14 protein-coding genes and 1 pseudogene are annotated in these 16,798 nt (G+C 72.0%); 6 read left to right on the forward strand and 9 right to left on the reverse strand.

Annotated elements, in window-relative coordinates:
• Positions 1 to 129: 129 nt before the first annotated feature.
• Complete coding sequence (locus tag ABEB03_RS34520) at positions 130 to 1,125, reverse strand: NAD-dependent epimerase/dehydratase family protein (protein WP_345656806.1); 996 nt, start codon at positions 1,123 to 1,125, stop codon at positions 130 to 132.
• A gap of 58 nt (positions 1,126 to 1,183) precedes the next feature.
• Here ABEB03_RS34520 and ABEB03_RS34525 point away from each other — a divergent pair.
• Positions 1,184 to 1,306: pseudogene (locus tag ABEB03_RS34525) on the forward strand (flavodoxin family protein); the annotation flags it as partial.
• A gap of 257 nt (positions 1,307 to 1,563) precedes the next feature.
• Entirely contained in the window at positions 1,564 to 2,358 is a 795-nt protein-coding gene (locus ABEB03_RS34530) for an RNA polymerase sigma factor SigF (RefSeq protein WP_345656808.1), read from the forward strand.
• A 173-nt stretch (positions 2,359 to 2,531) separates the two neighbouring features.
• Here ABEB03_RS34530 and ABEB03_RS34535 read toward each other — a convergent pair whose 3' ends face one another.
• From ABEB03_RS34535 to ABEB03_RS34545, 3 genes are all read right to left on the reverse strand, one after another.
• Positions 2,532 to 2,858, reverse strand: coding sequence for an ANTAR domain-containing protein (locus ABEB03_RS34535; RefSeq protein WP_345656809.1), 327 nt, complete (start codon positions 2,856 to 2,858; stop codon positions 2,532 to 2,534).
• A gap of 219 nt (positions 2,859 to 3,077) precedes the next feature.
• Positions 3,078 to 4,388 (reverse strand): FtsX-like permease family protein, encoded by a 1,311-nt coding sequence (locus ABEB03_RS34540; RefSeq protein ID WP_345656810.1) that lies wholly within the window; start codon positions 4,386 to 4,388, stop codon positions 3,078 to 3,080.
• 3 nt (positions 4,389 to 4,391) lie between these two features.
• Positions 4,392 to 5,180: an ABC transporter ATP-binding protein gene (locus tag ABEB03_RS34545; protein ID WP_345656811.1), complete on the reverse strand. Its 789-nt coding sequence runs from the start codon at positions 5,178 to 5,180 to the stop codon at positions 4,392 to 4,394.
• Between the two features lie 176 nt (positions 5,181 to 5,356).
• Between ABEB03_RS34545 and ABEB03_RS34550 the strand changes: the two genes are divergently transcribed.
• The 3 genes from ABEB03_RS34550 to ABEB03_RS34560 are packed head-to-tail and all read left to right on the forward strand — an operon-like array spanning position 5,357 to position 7,640.
• On the forward strand, positions 5,357 to 6,037 hold the full coding sequence (locus tag ABEB03_RS34550; RefSeq protein WP_345656813.1) for an ABC transporter permease: 681 nt from the start codon (positions 5,357 to 5,359) through the stop codon (positions 6,035 to 6,037).
• A complete protein-coding gene (locus tag ABEB03_RS34555; RefSeq protein ID WP_345656814.1) occupies positions 6,034 to 6,705 on the forward strand; it encodes an ABC transporter permease in 672 nt (223 codons plus the stop codon). Before ABEB03_RS34550 ends, ABEB03_RS34555 begins: the two co-directional genes overlap by 4 nt.
• 11 nt (positions 6,706 to 6,716) lie before the next feature.
• Positions 6,717 to 7,640, forward strand: a complete 924-nt coding sequence (locus tag ABEB03_RS34560) for an ABC transporter substrate-binding protein (RefSeq protein ID WP_345656815.1) — start codon at positions 6,717 to 6,719, stop codon at positions 7,638 to 7,640.
• Between the two features lie 184 nt (positions 7,641 to 7,824).
• Here the strand turns inward: ABEB03_RS34560 and ABEB03_RS34565 are convergent, their stop codons facing one another.
• Positions 7,825 to 8,979, reverse strand: a complete 1,155-nt coding sequence (locus ABEB03_RS34565) for a betaine/proline/choline family ABC transporter ATP-binding protein (RefSeq protein WP_345656816.1) — start codon at positions 8,977 to 8,979, stop codon at positions 7,825 to 7,827.
• A 348-nt stretch (positions 8,980 to 9,327) separates the two neighbouring features.
• Between ABEB03_RS34565 and ABEB03_RS34570 the strand changes: the two genes are divergently transcribed.
• Positions 9,328 to 12,354, forward strand: a complete 3,027-nt coding sequence (locus ABEB03_RS34570) for a family 78 glycoside hydrolase catalytic domain (protein ID WP_345656852.1) — start codon at positions 9,328 to 9,330, stop codon at positions 12,352 to 12,354.
• Positions 12,355 to 12,416: 62 nt separating this feature from the next.
• Here ABEB03_RS34570 and ABEB03_RS34575 read toward each other — a convergent pair whose 3' ends face one another.
• From ABEB03_RS34575 to ABEB03_RS34590, 4 genes are all read right to left on the reverse strand, one after another.
• A complete protein-coding gene (locus tag ABEB03_RS34575; RefSeq protein ID WP_345656817.1) occupies positions 12,417 to 13,064 on the reverse strand; it encodes a LutC/YkgG family protein in 648 nt (215 codons plus the stop codon).
• Entirely contained in the window at positions 13,061 to 14,536 is a 1,476-nt protein-coding gene (locus ABEB03_RS34580; protein WP_345656818.1) for a LutB/LldF family L-lactate oxidation iron-sulfur protein, read from the reverse strand. Before ABEB03_RS34580 ends, ABEB03_RS34575 begins: the two co-directional genes overlap by 4 nt.
• Entirely contained in the window at positions 14,533 to 15,288 is a 756-nt protein-coding gene (locus ABEB03_RS34585; RefSeq protein ID WP_345656819.1) for a (Fe-S)-binding protein, read from the reverse strand. The genes ABEB03_RS34580 and ABEB03_RS34585 overlap by 4 nt, the downstream gene beginning before the upstream one ends.
• A 98-nt stretch (positions 15,289 to 15,386) precedes the next feature.
• Positions 15,387 to 16,775 carry a rhamnulokinase gene (locus ABEB03_RS34590; RefSeq protein ID WP_345656853.1) on the reverse strand — a complete coding sequence of 463 codons (1,389 nt, stop codon included), beginning with the start codon at positions 16,773 to 16,775 and terminating at the stop codon, positions 15,387 to 15,389.
• Between the last annotated feature and the right edge of the window lie 23 nt (positions 16,776 to 16,798).

Genomic DNA, 16,798 nt, shown 5'->3' on the forward strand with positions numbered 1-16,798 from the left:
CCGGCGCACGCGGTCGCGGGCGGGCGCGCGAGACTCTCGCGACGGTCTTACGAAGCCGCTCCTCACGCACTCGCGCGGTCGCGGACTCCGGTGCCGTTGCTCGCCGCGCGGTCGCGGACTCCCGCGCCGCTACTCCCCACGCAGCCGTGCGGTCGCGAACTCCCGCATCCCTTCGATGAATCCGACCTCGGCCTTCCAGCCCAGTTCGGCCCGCAGCCGCGTCGAGTCGGCGGTGATGTGCCGCACGTCCCCGAGCCGGTACTCCCCGGTCACCACGGGCTCGGGGCCCCGGGACGCGGTGGCGAGGGCCTCGGCCATCTCGCCGACCGTGTGCGGTTCGCCGCTGCCGGTGTTGTAGGCCGTGAGCGCGCCCGCGCGTGAACCCGCCTCCAGAGCGGCCACGTTGGCCGCCGCCACGTCCCGTACGTGTACGAAGTCCCGCCGCTGGCCGCCGTCCTCGAAGACGCGGGGCGCCTCGCCCCGGGCGAGAGCCGAACGGAAGAAGGAGGCGACCCCGGCGTACGGGGTGTCGCGGGGCATCCCGGGGCCGTACACGTTGTGGTACCGCAGCGACACCGCGCTGCCACCGGTGGACCGGGCCCACGCGGCCGCCAGATGTTCCTGGGCCAGTTTCGTGGTGGCGTAGACGTTCCGCGGATCGGTGGGGGCGTCCTCGCCCACCAGTCCCGGGGCCAACTCCGCACCGCAGCGCGGACACCGGGGCTCGAACCGCCCCGCGTCCAGGTCCGTCACGGCCCGGGGCCCCGGTCGTACCGCCCCGTGCCGTCCGCATGCGTAGGCGCCCTCGCCGTACACGACCATCGAGCCGGCGAGCACGAGTCGCCGTACCCCCGCGTCGGCCATCGCGGACAGCAGTACCGCCGTGCCGAGGGCGTTGCGCGACACGTACTCCGCCGCGTCGCCGAAACCCGTGCCCAGCCCGACCATCGCCGCCTGGTGGCACACGGCGTCCACCGTCGGGAGGGCGGTGGCGACCGCGTCCGCGTTCCGCACGTCGAGGCCGTCGCGCAGGTCGAACGCGAGCGGCTCGTGCCCCCGCGCCCGCAGCGCCTGTACGACATGGGACCCGATGAACCCGGCGTCGCCGGTGACCAGTACTCGCATGCGGCTCACGCTAGGGCGGCGGCCCCGCTCCACAGCAGCAGCGCGCCCGTCACGTCACGGCTCCGTAAGACCCGGCCCGTCGTACCTCGACGCCGGCTCGGGCGTCCCGGCCCACGGCAACCAGCGTGCCCAATGGGACGCGGGCTGCCGCCCGGACGCACCCAACCCCGACTACCGCTGAAACCGCGGCCCCCGGCGTCCGGTACACCGGGGGCCGAACCCGGTCACGCTCCAGCGTCGGGCGATCGCCGGGCGTCATAGGATTCACGAATTTGTTTGCGTGTGTCGAGAGAGGGAAACTGGGAGAAGAGTGCTTCGGACAGGAGGCACGTCCGTGGGAGCCGGTGTGCCGGACCGCGGGTGTCTCCTCTCGGCCCGTGTGCGTGCCCTCCCATGGTGACTGTTCAGTCAGCACCTCCTGAGGGAGTTGTGAGCACCATGTCCGTCACCGCGAGAACGACGCATCACCCCCACGACGACGCCCCCGACACCGCCGAAGCCTTCGAACGTCTGTCCACTCTCCCCGACGGTCCGCAGCGGCAGGCGTTGCGCGACGAGCTCGTCAGGACCTGGCTCCCCATGGCCGAGCGCATCGCCGGACGGTTCCGCGGCCGGGGAGAGTCCGTCGAGGACCTCGTCCAGGTCGCCGCACTGGGTCTCGTCAAGGCCGTCGACCGCTACGACCCCGCCCTGGGGCACGCCTTCGAGAGCTACGCCATCCCGACCATCACCGGCGAGATCAAGCGCCACTTCCGGGACCACATGTGGATCCTGCACGTGCCACGCCGGGTCCAGGACCTGCGCAACCGCGTGCGTGCCGCGCTCAAGGAACTGTCGCAGACGATCCCGGGCCGGCGGCCCACCGTCACCGAGATCGCCGAGTGCGCCCACCTGTGCGAGGACGACGTACGGACCGCCCTGGAGGCGCTGGACAGCTTCACCGCTCTGTCGCTGGACGCCGATCTGCCGGGCAGCGACGACGGGTACGCGCTGTCCGACGCCCTCGGCGAGCCCGACACGGGCTACGACCTGGTCGTCGACCGGGAGGCCGTGAAGCCCCTGCTGTGCGAGTTGCCCGAGCGGGAGCGGACCATCCTCTACCTGCGCTTCTTCCGCGGCATGACGCAGAGCGGGATCGCTCGGCAGCTCGGCATCTCGCAGATGCACGTGTCCCGGCTGATCAGCAATTCGTGCAGCACGGTGCGGGAACAGGCGCTCGCCGATGTGGCGTAGGCACCCCGGTGCCCGGCACGCTCAACCGGCCGCCCTGCCGAGTCGACCCGGCAGGGCGGCCGGTGGCGAGCTCACTGCCGAACCCTCCCGGGAGCGGTTGGCCAATGCCTCGCTCCTTCCGGACTACCGGGGAGGGAGCGATCGAAACACCCGCGCGCCTCGGGCGTCCGGGCTCACTGAGGTGGTGGCGCACCCGGGATCTCCGTGGGCCCGTACTTGTCGAGCGTCTCCTCCAGCACCGCGCGCACGTCCGCGGGCAACTCTCCCTGCTGCCCCCAGACGATGATCATCTCCGCGACGGCGCGCAGCTTGATGTTCGTGTGCTGGGACACCTCCCGCAGGACGTCCCAGCCCTGCTCGGGTGTCACCCGTCCGAGCGCCACCATCATGCCGATGGCCTGGTCCACGACGGCGTGTGAGGTGACCGCTGCCTTCAACTGGTCGATCTCTTCCCGCAGTCTGCGCGGATCGTCGTCATCCGGACGGGCGTCTGGACTCATCGTCCCCTCCGGGCGGGGTGTGTCGTCGGTCAGGGCTCCTGGATCCATCGTCGCCACTGCACCGGGCGTGTGCCAACGCTGCGGAGTACATCGACTCGTCCCCGTACCGAGCCCGCGTCCTGCCCGGTCCGTCGCCGTACCGTGCCTCCGTCCCGCCCCCGGCACGACCGGGGGCAGCCGCTCGTCGAGCGGCTGCCCCCTGCCCCTACCGGTACGCGATCACGCGGCCAGGGTCACGGCCTCCACCGCGGGTGCGCGCACGGCGTGCCGGGCCGTGAGCAGGCTCGTGCCCACCGTCACCAGCGCCGCGACCGCGACGACGCCGAGCCAGATTCCCGGCCCCCGGCCGGGCAGCAGTGTGTCCGACCTGACCAGCGTGAAGGGGAGGATCCCGGCGAGCCCGGCCAGCGTGCCGAAGAAGACCCCGGTCACCGTCAGGACCACGCCCTCCACGCCGACCGTCGCGAGGACCTGCCCCGGTGTCGCGCCGGCCAGTCGCTGCCGCCCGAACTCCCCGGACCGGTAAGTGGTCGCCGCGTACAGGGAGTTGACCAGCATCACGCAGGCGAAGACCACGATGATCCCGACGACCACCAGGTTCAGGGTCTCCAGGTTCTTGGCGTCGACGGACTTCGGCAGGCCGGAGGCGTCGATCGCGTCGTTCTCGACGGCCTGCATGTACAGGGTCGCCGTCGCCACGCAGGTGAAAAGGATCAACGGCATCAGGACCGCGGACAGTTCTCCGGCGCGGCGCCGCAGGTTCCGCACGGCGAACCAGCCGCTCGCTCCCGGCAGGGGCAACCGGTCCAGCACGGCCGTCAGCAGCTTCGGGGACAGCAGCGCGCACCCCACGGACAGCAGGATCGAGCCATAGGCGGGCGGCGCCATCAGGGCGGCGTCCCGCGCGGAGAAGGCGAAGGTCGAGCAGACTGCCACGGCGCCGAGGGCCAGCGCCCCGTACGCGAGGAACCTTCGCGTCCCGCGCCGGGGCACGCTCCGCCGGGTGGCCCGGCGCACCGCGAGGAACGCCGCGCCCGCCGCCGCGAGCACCGTGATGTCGATGCCGGACATCAGCGCGACGGGACCGAAGGAGTAGTCCACCGACCGCGCCACCTGTCCGCTGTCCTGGAAGACGCCCAGCAAAGCCCGCCCGCCGAGCATCGCTGGACCGATCGCCAGAATCGCACCCAGCAGCGCGATCACGACGGCCTCCCCGACGACCGTCCGCCCGATCTGCGCCGGCGTCGCTCCGGAGCAGCGCAACAGCTCCATCTCGGAGCGGCGTTGGCGGACGTTGACCGTCAGCGTCGACGCCACCGCGAAGAACACCAGCAAGGTGCCGTACCCGCCGACGACGCTCGCCGCGGTGGTCAGCGACTCCGCGCTCACCGGGTCCACGCCGACCCGGCCGGCCGTGTCGTGCATCGAATTGAACGTCATGATGATCGCCGCGCCCAGGAACGCGGACAGCAGGGTCGCCGTGCAGCGCGCGGGGCGCTTGCGCAGGGAACGCAGGGCCAGAGCGAACATCCCTCACACCTCCAGCAGGACGTCGTCGCCGAGATGGGCCAGCCGCTCGGCCACCGCGTCGACCGTCGGCGCGTGCAGTTCGCCCGCGAGGCGCCCGTCCGCGAGGAACACGACGGAGTCGGCGTACGAGGCGGCCACCGGGTCGTGCGTCACCATGACCACGGTCCTGCCGTGCACCCGCACGGCCTCCCGCAGCAGGACCAGTACGTCCCGCGCGCTGCGCGTGTCCAGGGCCCCCGTCGGCTCGTCCGCGAAGATCACCCGGGGTTCGGTCACCAGTGCCCGGGCGATCGCCACGCGCTGCCGCTGTCCTCCGGAGAGCTGGTCGGGCAGATGACCCAGCCGGTCGCCGAGCCCGACGGCCGTCAGTACCTCCCGCACCCGCGCCCGGTCGACGCGCCGGCCGGCGAGCTTGAGCGGCAGGATCGTGTTCTGGGCGACGGTCAGTGTCGGCAGGAGGTTGTACTGCTGGAAGACGAAGCCGATCCGACTGCGCCGGAACCGTGTCAGCTCCGCCTCGCCGCCGCCGGTCATCTCCGCCCCGTCCACCCTCACGATGCCGGTGTCGGGCCGTTCGAGCCCCGCCGCGCACTGCAGCAGCGTGGACTTCCCGGACCCCGAGGGCCCCATGACCGCGGTGAACGTGCCGCGTGCCAGACCGAGCGTCACCCCGTCCAGAGCGGTCACGGCACCGGCCCCGGTCCCGTAGGACTTGCCGACCTTGACCAGCCGCAGCGCCTCGGCGGCGGGTCCCGGGTCGTTCGTGCGTCGCGCTCGGTGAAACATCGTCATCACCCTCCGTCGGCACGCCCTGTGCCTCGTCCACGACGCTACGGACAGCCGGGTCCGCCCACACTGGTCGCAGGACCCCTGTTGCGGGGTGTACTCAGCGACACCTTCGGACGCGGGCCACCCCGTACGGGTCACCAGAACGCGCCGGGCGCCGCCCGCGCCGATGGAATGGAGGGGTGACCGCGCCCCCCGACGACTGCCTGGCGCGCAACGAGTGGATCTGCGGCGAGTATCTGAGCACCCGTCGGCACATCCTCCTCGACGCGGTCGCCCAGCACCTCCAGCTCACCGCGATCTCCGTCCTCATCGCACTGGCCGTCGCGGTGCCGCTCGCCGTGCTCGCCCGTCGCTGGGGCCTGGCCGCGGGCCCGGTCCTCGCGGCGACCACGGTCCTCTACACCATCCCGTCGCTCGCGATGTTCTCGCTCCTCCTGCCCGTCTACGGACTGTCCGCCGCGCTGGTCGTCGCGGGCCTCGTCCTGTACTCGCTGACGCTCCTCGTGCGGAACATCCTGGCGGGCCTGCGAGCCGTCCCCGAGGAGACCCGGCAGGCCGCGCGGGGCATGGGGTACGGGCCCGTCCGGCTGCTGCTCACCGTGGAGCTGCCGCTCGCACTGCCGGCGGGCATGGCCGGGCTGCGGATCGCCACCGTGTCGGCGGTGTCGCTGGTCACCGTCGGCGCCATCGTCGGCTTCGGCGGGCTCGGCAATCTCATCTACTCGGGCATGAACACCTACTTCAAGGCGCAGGTCCTCACCGCGTCGGTGCTGTGCGTCGTCATCGCCGTCGCCGCGGACCTCCTGATCCTCGCGGTGCAGCGGCTCATGACCCCCTGGAACCGGGCGAGCCGCGGATGAACACCCTGACCGAGGCCTGGGGATGGCTCACCGACCCGGCGCACTGGTCGGGCGACGACGGCGTCCGGCACCGTCTCGCCCAGCACCTGGCCCTGACGGTCGTCTGCCTGGTCGTCAGCTGTCTGATCGCGCTGCCCGTCGCCCTCGTCCTCGGACACCTCGGCAAGGGCGGCGCGCTCGCCGTGAACCTCTCCAACGTCGGCCGGGCCGTGCCCACCTTCGCCGTGCTGGTGCTCCTGCTGCTCACCCCGATCGGGAGGTGGGGCGAGGGGCCGACGGTCGTCGCGCTCGTCCTCTTCGCCGTTCCGCCCCTGCTCACCAACGCGTACGTCGGGATGCGCGAGGTCGACCGCGACGTGGTGCGGGCGGCCCGCGGAATGGGCATGACCGGCCGGCAGAGCCTGTTCCAGGTCGAACTGCCCCTCGCACTTCCCATGGTGCTGACCGGGGTGCGGATCGCCGCCGTCCAGCTCGTCGCGACCGCCACCATCGCGGCGCTCGCCGGCGGCGGGGGGCTCGGCCGGATCATCACCGCGGGATTCAACCTGGCCAGCACGCCCCAGGTCGTCGCCGGTGCCGTGCTGGTCGCGGTCTTCGCCCTGATCGTCGAGGGCGTCTTCGAGGTCGTCGAGCGGGTGGCACCGCACCGGGCGAGGGGCTCGCGGTGAGGAGGCACGCCGTGCTGACCGGGGCCTTGTTCCTGCTCGCCGGCTGCGCCACCGGACCGTCGCTGGAGAACCGGGGCTCGGTCACCGCCCCGCCCGGCGACAGCAGGCACCTGGTCATCGGCTCGGCCGGATTCACCGAGAGCGACCTGCTGGCGCAGATGTACGCGCTGCTGCTGAAGCAGGCCGGCTACAAGACGTCGATGATCACCGTCGCCAACCGGGAGCTGTACGAACCGGCCCTGGAATCGGGCCAGATCGACGTCGTGCCCGAGTACGCGGCGACCTTCGCGGACTGGCTGAACGCCAAGACCCACGGTGCCGACGCGCGCCCCGTCGGCTCGCCCGACCTCGGCACCACCATGACCGCCCTGCGCGACCTGGCGACGCCACGTGGGCTCACCGTGCTCGAACCCGGCAAGGCCGTCGACCAGAACGCCTTCGCGGTGTCCGCCGCGTACGCCCGGGAGCACCACCTGGGGACGCTCGGCGACCTCGGGCGGTCCGGTCTGAAGGTGCGGCTCGCGGCGGGCGACGAGTGCGTGCAACGGCCGTACTGCGAGCCGGGGCTGAAGAAGACGTACGGCATCGACGTCGTCGCCGTCGACCCGAAGGGTGTCGGCACCACCCAGGCGAAGCAGGCCGTGCAGAGCGGCCGGGACCAGATGGTGCTGACGACCACGACGGACGCCACGCTCGACGAGTTCGGGCTCGTCCTGCTGGAGGACGACAAGCACCTGCAGAACGCCGACTACATCGTGCCCGTCGTCAATCGTTCGCGAGCGGGCGGCGAGGGCGTCACCAAGGTGCTCGGCAAGCTCAACGACGTCCTCACCACTGCGGACCTGGCGTCCCTGAACCGGCAGGTGGACAGCTGGCGACGGCTGCCCGAGGACGTGGCGCGCACCTATCTGCGGGACAAGGGCCTGCTGGCCTGACCCCACGGGGCCTCGCCCGGACCGGGCAGGTGCCGGGCGCGCGACCTCTGCGCGCGGGTTGACCGGATCGGTCCGGCCCGGCGGGTCCGGGGCCCGCGAGCGCCCCGACCGTCCGCACGGCGGCCGGAGTCTGCCGTGTGCTTCGAGCCCCCAACGCGGGCCGAGCGCCCGCACGCTCCGCGGCTCAGGCGTCCGCCACCGAGTCGAAGTCCACCTGACCGCGCGACACGCCCCGCGCGTCCGCGTCCACCGACCTGCGCAGCGCCTCGTGCAGCTTGGCCGGGGTCAGGACGCCGAGGAAGCGCGCCCCGTCCAGTACGGCGACCCAGCCCGCGTCGTGCTGGAGCATGACCCCGAACGCCTGCTTCAGGGGAGCGCCCACGGGCACCCAGGAGTTCATCCGGTGCGCCAGGTCCCGGACCCGGCCGCCCGCGCCGAGTTCGTGCCGGCCGACCCATCCGTGCAGATCGCCGTCGGCGTCGAGCACCACGGCCCAGCGGGCGCCTTCGGCCCGCAACCGTTCCGCGGCCCGCCAGGCGCTCTCGTCCAGCCGCGCGATCGGCGGCTGCTCCAGGTCGTCGGCCTCGATCGTGGTCACCGACAGGCGCTTCAGGCCGCGGTCCGCGCCCACGAAGTCGGCGACGTACGGCGTGGCGGGCGTACCGAGAACGGCGCCGGGCGTGTCGAACTGCTCGATGCGGCCCTGGCCGTACACCGCGATGCGGTCGCCGAGCCGCACCGCCTCCTCGATGTCGTGCGTGACCAGCAGCACCGTCTTGCGTACGGCTTCCTGCATGCGCAGGAACTCGTCCTGCAACTGCTCCCGCACCACCGGGTCGACGGCCCCGAAGGGCTCGTCCATCAGCAGCACGGGCGGATCGGCGGCCAGTGCCCGCGCCACGCCGACCCGCTGGCGCTGACCGCCCGACAACTGGTCCGGATAGCGCGGTCCGTACGTCGCCGGGTCCAGGCCCACCAGATCGAGCAGTTCGGCGGCGCGGGCCCGTGCCTTCGCCTTCTTCCAGCCGACGAGAGTGAGCACGGTCGCCGTGTTGTCGAGGATCGTCCGGTGCGGGAACAGGCCGACCTGCTGGATGACGTACCCGATGCGCCGCCGCAGCCGTACCGGGTCGACCGCGGCGATGTCCTCGTCGTTCACGAAGATCCGTCCGGACGTCGGCTCGATCAGCCGGTTCACCATCATCATGGTCGTCGTCTTGCCGCAGCCCGACGGGCCGACGAGGGTGACGAGTTCGCCCTCGGCCACCTCGAAGGAGAGGCCGTCCACGGCGGTCGTGCCGTCCGGATAGCGCTTGGTGACCTGCTCGAACCGGATCATTCCCTCACGCTAACCGCGTGCCGCGATCACCGCCCACCAGCGGCGTCCCCGCGAGTCGAATTGTGTATTCCGTTTTTGAAAAGTTTCAATCAGAGTGTCCGGATCCCCTGTTGTCACCCCTCCCGAAAGCGCGTTCTGTCGCGCGCTTCTGTTGAATTCTTTCTGATAGTTGCATTGTTGAGATGGTGGACAGCCGTCGAGGGCGCCGCTAAGTTCGCCGCCAGCCGGAGTGAAACGTTACAACCAGCGCGCTCCGAGAGCCGAAGGGATGACGGCGTGAACGAAGGAACGGGCAATGTGCGACGCAGAACGGTGCTCACCACGGCCGCGAGTGCCGGAGCCCTGGCGATGGCCGGAGGGATCGGCGCGTCGGGCACGGCACGGGCGGCCGCACCGGCCTCGGACGGGGCCTTCGTCACAGGACTGACGGTGGAGCACCGGACCGACCCGCTGGGCGTGGACGCCGACAGACCGCGCTTCGGCTGGCGCATGGCGTCCTCGGCCCGCGGCCGGCGCCAGAGCGCGTACCGGATCCTGGTGGCCACCTCGCCCGAACGGCTGACCCGCACCCGCGCCGACGTCTGGAACAGCGGACGCGTCACGTCGGCCGACTCCGTGGCGGTGCCCTACGCGGGAGCCGCACTGCGCCCCTCCACCCGCTACTTCTGGTCGGTGGGCCTCTGGGACGAGGGCGGCCGCGCCCTCCCCGACGCCCCGGCCGCCTTCTTCGAGACGGGCCTGCGCAGCACCGACGGCACGACGGGCTGGGACGGCGCCCGCTGGATCGGCATGGCGGGCAAGGAGCCGAACAGCCCGGGGGCGCCGCTGCTGCGCCGTCAGGTCCGGCTCCAGGGACGGAAAGTGCGCGCGGCCAGGCTGTACGTGTCCGCCCTCGGCGTGTACGACGCCTACCTCAACGGGCGGCGGGTCACGGTGCCGCAGGGCGAGGGCACGACGCACGAACTGCTCACGCCGGGCTGGACGAACTACGACCGCACGATCAGCTATCTGAGCTACGACGTCACCGGCCTGGTCGCGGGGGAGCGGGCCGTCACCCTGGCCGCGGTGCTCGGCAACGGCTGGTACAACGCCCGGATATCCGACGGCAGCACCTACTACTCCAAGGACGGCAACCGCCTGGCGCTGAAGGCCAAGCTGCTGATCCGCTACACCGACGGTTCGACGCAGACCGTGGTGACCACGCCAGGCGACGACTGGCGGGCCACGGACACGGGCGCGTACCGCGGCGACGACATCTACGACGGACAGACCTACGACGCGCGCAAGGAGATGCCGGGCTGGACGGCGAACGGCTTCGACGACTCCGCCTGGCCGGGGACCGAGGAGGTCGACTTCGCCACCCGGTACCCCGACGCGAAACTGGTCGCCTACCCCGGCGAGAGCGCACGGCTGATGCCCGAGTGGGACCGCGGGCCGCGGTCCGTCACCGTGTACACCGGGGTGACCGGCGAGTCGGGCAGCGCCAACGGACGTGGTCGCATCGTCGTCGACGCCTCCCGGTCGGTGACCGACCCCGCCGCGGCGGCCCGGGCGGCGGTCACGGTCGGCGACGGCGACACCGCGGTCTTCGACCTCGGGCAGAACATGGTCGGGGTGCCGCGCTACACCGTGCGCGGTCCCGCGGGCGCCGAGGTCACCTTCCGGTTCGCCGAGATGCTCAACGACGACAGCGCGGGCGCCGACGGCCCCGAGGGCTCCGTCTACCGGGCCAACCTGCGCTCCGCCAAGGCGACCAGCACCTACACGCTCCGGGGCGACACGCACGGTGAGACCCACCAGGACTCGCTCGCCTTCTACGGATTCCGCTACGTCTCCGTCACGGCCGCCGGCGCCCCCGTCACGATCACGGGCCTGACGGGCAGGGTCGCCACCTCCGCGATCCGCGAGACCGGCAGCGTCACCACGAACGACAGCTCGGTCAACCAGCTGATCAGCAACGTGCGCTGGGGTCAGCGCGGCAACTACCTCTGGGTGCCCACGGACTGCCCGCAGCGCGACGAGCGCCTCGGCTGGACCGGCGACACCCAGCTGTTCTCCAACACGGGTCTCTACAACGCCGACGCGGTCAACTTCCTCAGCCACTTCGAGGACAACCTGATCGACTCGCAGCAGATCTACGGTCTCGACGGCGCCCAGTTCACCGCCGTCTCGCCCGGCAACCGGTACAACGCGGCGGCTCCCGTGAGCGGTTGGGCCGACTGCGGTGTGGTGGTGCCCTGGACCGTCTGGCAGATGAGCGGCGACCGCACCGTCGTCGACCGCAGCTGGGCGGCCATGACCCGCTACCTGGACTGGATCCAGCGCAGGACAGGGGACAGTTACGCCGGTCAGGGCGCCCTGTTCGCCGACTGGCTCGCCCCGCAGAGCACCGGCACCCAGCTCATGAGCGACGTCTACTACGGCCACAGCACCCGGCTGATGGCACAGATGGCCCGCGCGACCGGCCGGGAGTCCGAGGCCGACCGGTACGACCAGCTCTTCTCCCGCATCAAGCGGGCGTTCATCGCCAAGTACCTGAGCACCGAGGACGGGAAGCTCACGGTGCGCTCCAGCCTGGGCGGCAAGCCGATCATCGGCACGGACCCCGAGGACAACAGCCAGACCGCGCTGCTGTGGGTCCTCAAACTCGGTCTGTACGACACCGACGCCCAGCGCCGGCTGCTCGTCGACCTGCTCGCGCAGAACATCGGCAACGACGCGGCCTACAAGGCGGCCCACCCCGGCAGCACTCGCGTGCAGTACGCGGAGAACACCCTGTCCGTGGGCTTCCTCGGCGTGAACGTGCTCGCCCCCGTCCTCACCGACCAGGGCCGCGCCGACCTCGCGTACGAGCTGCTGCACCAGGACGCGATGCCCTCCTGGCTGTACTCGGTGAAGAACGGGGCCACCACGGTCTGGGAGCGCTGGAACTCCTACTCCGAGGACGACGGCTTCGGCCCCGTCGAGATGAACTCCTTCAACCACTACTCCTACGGCGCGATCATGGAGTGGATGTACGAGAGCATGGCCGGTATCGCCAAGGATCCCGACCACCCGGGGTTCCGGCACTTCTTCCTGCGGCCCCACATCGACCCCACGGGCCGTATCACCGAGGTGACGGGCTCGCACGTCTCGCCGTACGGCGAGATCGTCAGCGAGTGGACGGTGCAGGGCCGGACGCTCTCCTACCGGGCCGTGGTCCCGGCCAACAGCACCGCCACCCTGCTTGTCCCGGCCGCGGACGCCGCCACGGTGCGCGCGGGGCGGACCCCGCTGGCGCGGGTGCCGGGCGTGGAGTTCCTCGGATTCGAGGACGGCACCGCCTCCTACCGCCTGCCGTCGGGCGGTTACGAGGTCACGGCCGCCCTGGACTGAGCGGGCACACGGACGGGGGCGGGCCCGCACGGTTCAACCGCGCGGACCCGCCCCCGGTCGGCTCAGACCGCGCCCACCAGGATCACCTCCAGGGTGCGCGGACCGTGCACCCCCTCGACCCGGTCGAGTTCGATGTCGCTGGTCGCCGAGGGGCCGGAGATCCAGGTCAGAGGGCGCTCCGGAGCGAGCCGCGCGAGCCCCTGCGGCACCGAGGAGACCACCTGGTCCGGGACGCGCACGACGCAGATGTGGTGGTCCGGTACCAGCGTGATCCGGCGACGGCCCTGATCGGGGCCGCCGTCGAGCACGAGGGTGCCGGTCTCGGCGATCGCCACCGCGCACGCGGTGACCACGCTGTCCACCCGGTCGAGCTCGTGCGGGGTGGTCTCGGCACGGTCCGCCACGCGCGTGACGTCCGTGTCCGCCAGCCACGCCTCGTCCAGTCCCGGCGGGACCACCACGGAGGCCGAGCCGTGCTCCGCGAGCAGCCCGGCGATCACACCGGGCAGTCCGTCCGCGTCGCAACGGTGCACCAGCGCCCGGTAGTCGGCCAGGTTCTCGGCGAGCAGCTCGACCGTCTCCGCGACACTCCGCTCCCCGTGCTCGCGCAGATAACTCCGCTCCACGGCCTGGTCGTACGGCGTGTCGTCGTGGCCCGTGTCCGCGAGCGCGCGCCGTACCCGGCCGAGAATCACATCCCTGCTGTTCACTTCGCGTCCTTTCCGCCCCGGGTGCGCTGCCACCAGTCGCGAAACGGCTCCGCGGGCACCGGCGGCAGATCGCGGCTCGCGCTCCACGCCCTGCCGGGTCCCGGCAGCGTCCGCGGATGGAAGCGGCGCGTCCGCCCGGCGAGCCGCTGGCCGGTGCGCAGCGCGCCGGGGTGGCTGAACGCCCAGCGCGCCGCCCGCATCGCCGCCCGCTCGGCGGCGTGCCCCTTGGCCGGCTTGAGGACGACCTTGTTGCCCTCACGGGTCGCCGGGCCGCCCTGGGCGACCCGCTCCCGCAGATGCACGAGCACCTCCGGAATGTCGATGGCGACCGGACAGACCTCGTAGCAGGCGCCGCACAGCGAGGAGGCGTACGGCAGGGACGCGTCGATCTCCGAGGCGGTGCCACGCAGTTGCGGGCTGAGGATCGCGCCGATCGGGCCCGGATAGACGGAACCGTAGGCGTGGCCGCCGGCCCGCTCGTACACCGGGCAGACGTTCAGGCACGCCGAGCAGCGGATGCAGCGCAGCGCCTGACGGCCGACCTCGTCGGCCAGCGTGTCGCTGCGGCCGTTGTCGAGGAGCACCAGGTGGAAGGCCCGGGGCCCGTCCTCGTCGGTGGTGCCCGTCCAGGTCGAGGTGTACGGGTTCATGCGCTCGGCCGTGGAGGAGCGGGGCAGCGTCTGGAGGAACACCTCCAGGTCCTGCCAGGTCGGCACGATCTTCTCGATGCCGACGACCGAGATCAGGGTCTCCGGCAGGGTCAGGCACATCCGGCCGTTGCCCTCGGACTCGACGACGACGAGGGTGCCGGTCTCGGCCACCATGAAGTTGGCACCGGAGACGCCGACCTTGGCCCGCAGGAACTTCTCGCGCAGATGCAGCCGCGCCGCCTCGGCGAGCTCGGCGGGCGTGTCGGTCAGGCCTTCGGGAGCGGGGCGGCCCCACTCGCTCATCTCGCGGGCGAAGATGTCGCGGATCTCGCCGCGGTTGCGGTGGATCGCCGGGACCAGGATGTGCGAGGGCCGGTCCTTGCCCAGTTGCACGATGAGCTCGGCGAGGTCGGTCTCGTAGGCGCGGACGCCCTCCGCCTCCAGGGCTTCGTTGAGGCCGATCTCCTGCGTGGCCATCGACTTGACCTTCACGACCTCCGACTCGCCGGTCGCCCGGACCAGGCCGGCCACGATGCGGTTGGCCTCGTCGGCGTCGGCGGCCCAGTGCACGGTGCCGCCGGCCGCCGTGACCGACTCCTCCAACTGCACCAGGTAGCGGTCGAGATGACGGAGCGTGTGGTCCTTGATCCGCTTGCCCGCCTCGCGCAGCGCCGACCAGTCGGACACCTCCGCGACCGCCTTGGCACGCTTGGAACGGATGGTGTGCGTGGCGTGCCGCAGGTTGCCGCGCAGCGTGGCGTCGTGCACGGCCTCGTGCGCGGCCTTCGGAAACGCCGGCATGCCGACGAACGTCCCGCTCATGCCCAGGGCTCCTCTTCCGTGCTCGCCAGGATCTCCGCGATGTGCACCGGACGCATGCCCGTGTCGAGGCGGGTCATCGTGCCGCCGATGTGCATCAGGCAGGAGTTGTCGGCCGCGCACAGCATCTCGGCACCCGTCGACGCGGCGTTGCGCACCTTGTCGGCGCCCATCGCGGCCGAGACGTCGGAGTTCTTGACGGCGAACGTGCCGCCGAAGCCGCAGCACTCGTCGGCGCCGGGCAGCTCGCGCAACTCCAGTCCCCTGACGGCCTGCAGGAGGCGGCGCGGCCGGTCGCCCAGACCCAGGCTCCGCAGCCCGTGGCAGGTCGGATGGTAGGTCACCGAGTGCGGGTAGTAGGCGCCGACGTCGGTCACGCCGAGCACGTCGACCAGGAACTCCGTCAGTTCGTACGTCTTCGGCACGACGGGCGCCAGCGTGGTCGCGAGGGTGTCGCCGCGGCCTTCGGCGCGCGCCCGCTCACCCATCCGCGGATACAGCTCCCGCACCATCGCCCCGCAGGAGCCGGACGGGGTCACGATCGCCTCGTACTCCCCGAATACATCGGAGAAATGCCGGGCGAGCGGTTCTGCCTCATGGCGATATCCGGTGTTGTAGTGCGCCTGTCCGCAACACGTCTGCTCCATCGGGAAGTCGACGTCGACACCCAGTCTGGTCAGCAGTTTCACCACGGCGCGGCCTGTGTCCGGATACAGCGTGTCGTTGACACAGGTCAGGAACAGAGCGACACGCATCGCAGCTCCTTGTTGTCGATCATCGGATGAGTGCAGCCTACGCGGCGGGTGTGCGGAGCGGGAGACGCCGCGCACCCGCCGTGTGCGGGCGGCAAGGGTCAGCGTGTGGCGAGCCGTTCCTCGGCGGCACGCCATGCCGCGGTGTCGCCGCGTGGTTCGTACCGCCGCAAGGGCTGGGTCCGGGCGAGCAGCCGGCGCATCTGCGCGCGGTCGCCCACCTGGCCGTGCGCCCGCGCCTGGACCAGGACGTTGCCGAGTGCCGCCGCTTCCGCGGGGCCCGCGACGACGGGCAGCCCGCAGGCGTCGGCGGTCAGCCGGCACAGCAGATCGTTGCGGGCGCCGCCGCCCACGATGTGCACGACGTCGACCGGATGGTCGGCGAGGGCCTGCGCCTCGGCGACCGCGCGGCGATGGGCGAGCGCGAGGGAGTCGAGGATGCAGCGCGTGATCTCCGCGGGGGACGCGGGCACCGGCTGGCCCGACTCCCGGCAGGCGTCGGCGATCCGCTGCGGCATCCGGCCCGGCGCGAGGAACGCCGCGTCGCCCGCGTCCACGACCGACCGCAGGGGTGTGACCTCGGCGGCGGCCGAGAGGAGACCGTCCAGGGCGGGGTCGCCCCACTCGCGCAGGCACTCCTGGAGCAGCCACAGCCCCATGATGTTCCGCAGATAGCGGACCGTGCCGTCCAGTCCCAGCTCGTTCGTGAAGTTGGCCGCGCGGCTCGCCTCGGTGAGGACGGGCCCGTCCAGCTCCAGGCCCGCCAGGGACCAGGTGCCGGTGCAGATGTAGGCGAAGCGCTCACCGGCCGCGGGGACCGCGGCCACCGCCGAGGCGGTGTCGTGCGAGGCGACGGTGGTCACCGGGACCGGGCCGGTCAGCCCGGTCTCCTCCAGCACCCGCGGCAGCAGCAGGCCCGCCGGGTCGCCGGGGCGGCGCAGCGGCGCGAACAGCCCGAGGTCGATGCCGAGCCGTTCGGCCGGCCCGTACGCCCAGTCGCGGGTCCTCGGGTCGATGAGCTGGGTGGTCGACGCGTTGGTGAGCTCGGTCCCGGCCTCGCCCGTGAGCCAGTACGTCAGCAGGTCCGGGACGAGCAACAGGCGCTCGGCGCGGGCGAACTGAGCCGACGAGCGGGCCGCCGTCAACTGGTAGAGCGTGTTGAAGGGCGCGTACTGGAGTCCGGTCGCCGCGTACAGCTCCGCGGCGGACACGGTCGCCCACACCTTCTCCGCGACCCCCTCGGTGCGGGAGTCCCGGTAGTGCACCGGGTTGCCGAGGAGTGCTCCGTCCGCGTCCAGCAGGCCGTAGTCGACGGCCCAGCTGTCGATGCCGACCGAGTCGACCTGGCCGGCGGCGCGCAGCCCGTCCAGGACGCCCGCGTACAGGCCGAGGATGTCCCAGCGCAGCCCCTCGGGGAGGCGGACCGGCCGGTTCGGGAAGCGGTGCGCCTCGGCGAGGTCCAGCGAGTCGGGCCCCACGCGGCCGACCATGACGCGTCCGCTGGACGCGCCGA

Source organism: Streptomyces siamensis (assembly GCF_039543605.1).
In the GTDB taxonomy this organism is placed as follows: domain Bacteria; phylum Actinomycetota; class Actinomycetes; order Streptomycetales; family Streptomycetaceae; genus Streptomyces; species Streptomyces siamensis.

Bases quoted from the DNA above. Each gene is read 5' to 3' on its own strand.
- ABEB03_RS34590 (WP_345656853.1), bottom strand. From the start codon at position 16,775: ATGGTCGGCCGCGTGGGGCCCGACTCGCTGGACCTCGCCGAGGCGCAC.
- ABEB03_RS34540 (WP_345656810.1), bottom strand. From the start codon at position 4,388: ATGTTCGCTCTGGCCCTGCGTTCCCTGCGCAAGCGCCCCGCGCGCTGC.
- ABEB03_RS34520 (WP_345656806.1), bottom strand. From the start codon at position 1,125: ATGCGAGTACTGGTCACCGGCGACGCCGGGTTCATCGGGTCCCATGTC.
- ABEB03_RS34565 (WP_345656816.1), bottom strand. From the start codon at position 8,979: ATGATCCGGTTCGAGCAGGTCACCAAGCGCTATCCGGACGGCACGACC.
- ABEB03_RS34570 (WP_345656852.1), top strand. From the start codon at position 9,328: ATGGCCGGAGGGATCGGCGCGTCGGGCACGGCACGGGCGGCCGCACCG.
- ABEB03_RS34580 (WP_345656818.1), bottom strand. From the start codon at position 14,536: ATGAGCGGGACGTTCGTCGGCATGCCGGCGTTTCCGAAGGCCGCGCAC.
- ABEB03_RS34585 (WP_345656819.1), bottom strand. From the start codon at position 15,288: ATGCGTGTCGCTCTGTTCCTGACCTGTGTCAACGACACGCTGTATCCG.
- ABEB03_RS34535 (WP_345656809.1), bottom strand. From the start codon at position 2,858: ATGAGTCCAGACGCCCGTCCGGATGACGACGATCCGCGCAGACTGCGG.
- ABEB03_RS34545 (WP_345656811.1), bottom strand. From the start codon at position 5,180: ATGACGATGTTTCACCGAGCGCGACGCACGAACGACCCGGGACCCGCC.
- ABEB03_RS34530 (WP_345656808.1), top strand. From the start codon at position 1,564: ATGTCCGTCACCGCGAGAACGACGCATCACCCCCACGACGACGCCCCC.
- ABEB03_RS34555 (WP_345656814.1), top strand. From the start codon at position 6,034: ATGAACACCCTGACCGAGGCCTGGGGATGGCTCACCGACCCGGCGCAC.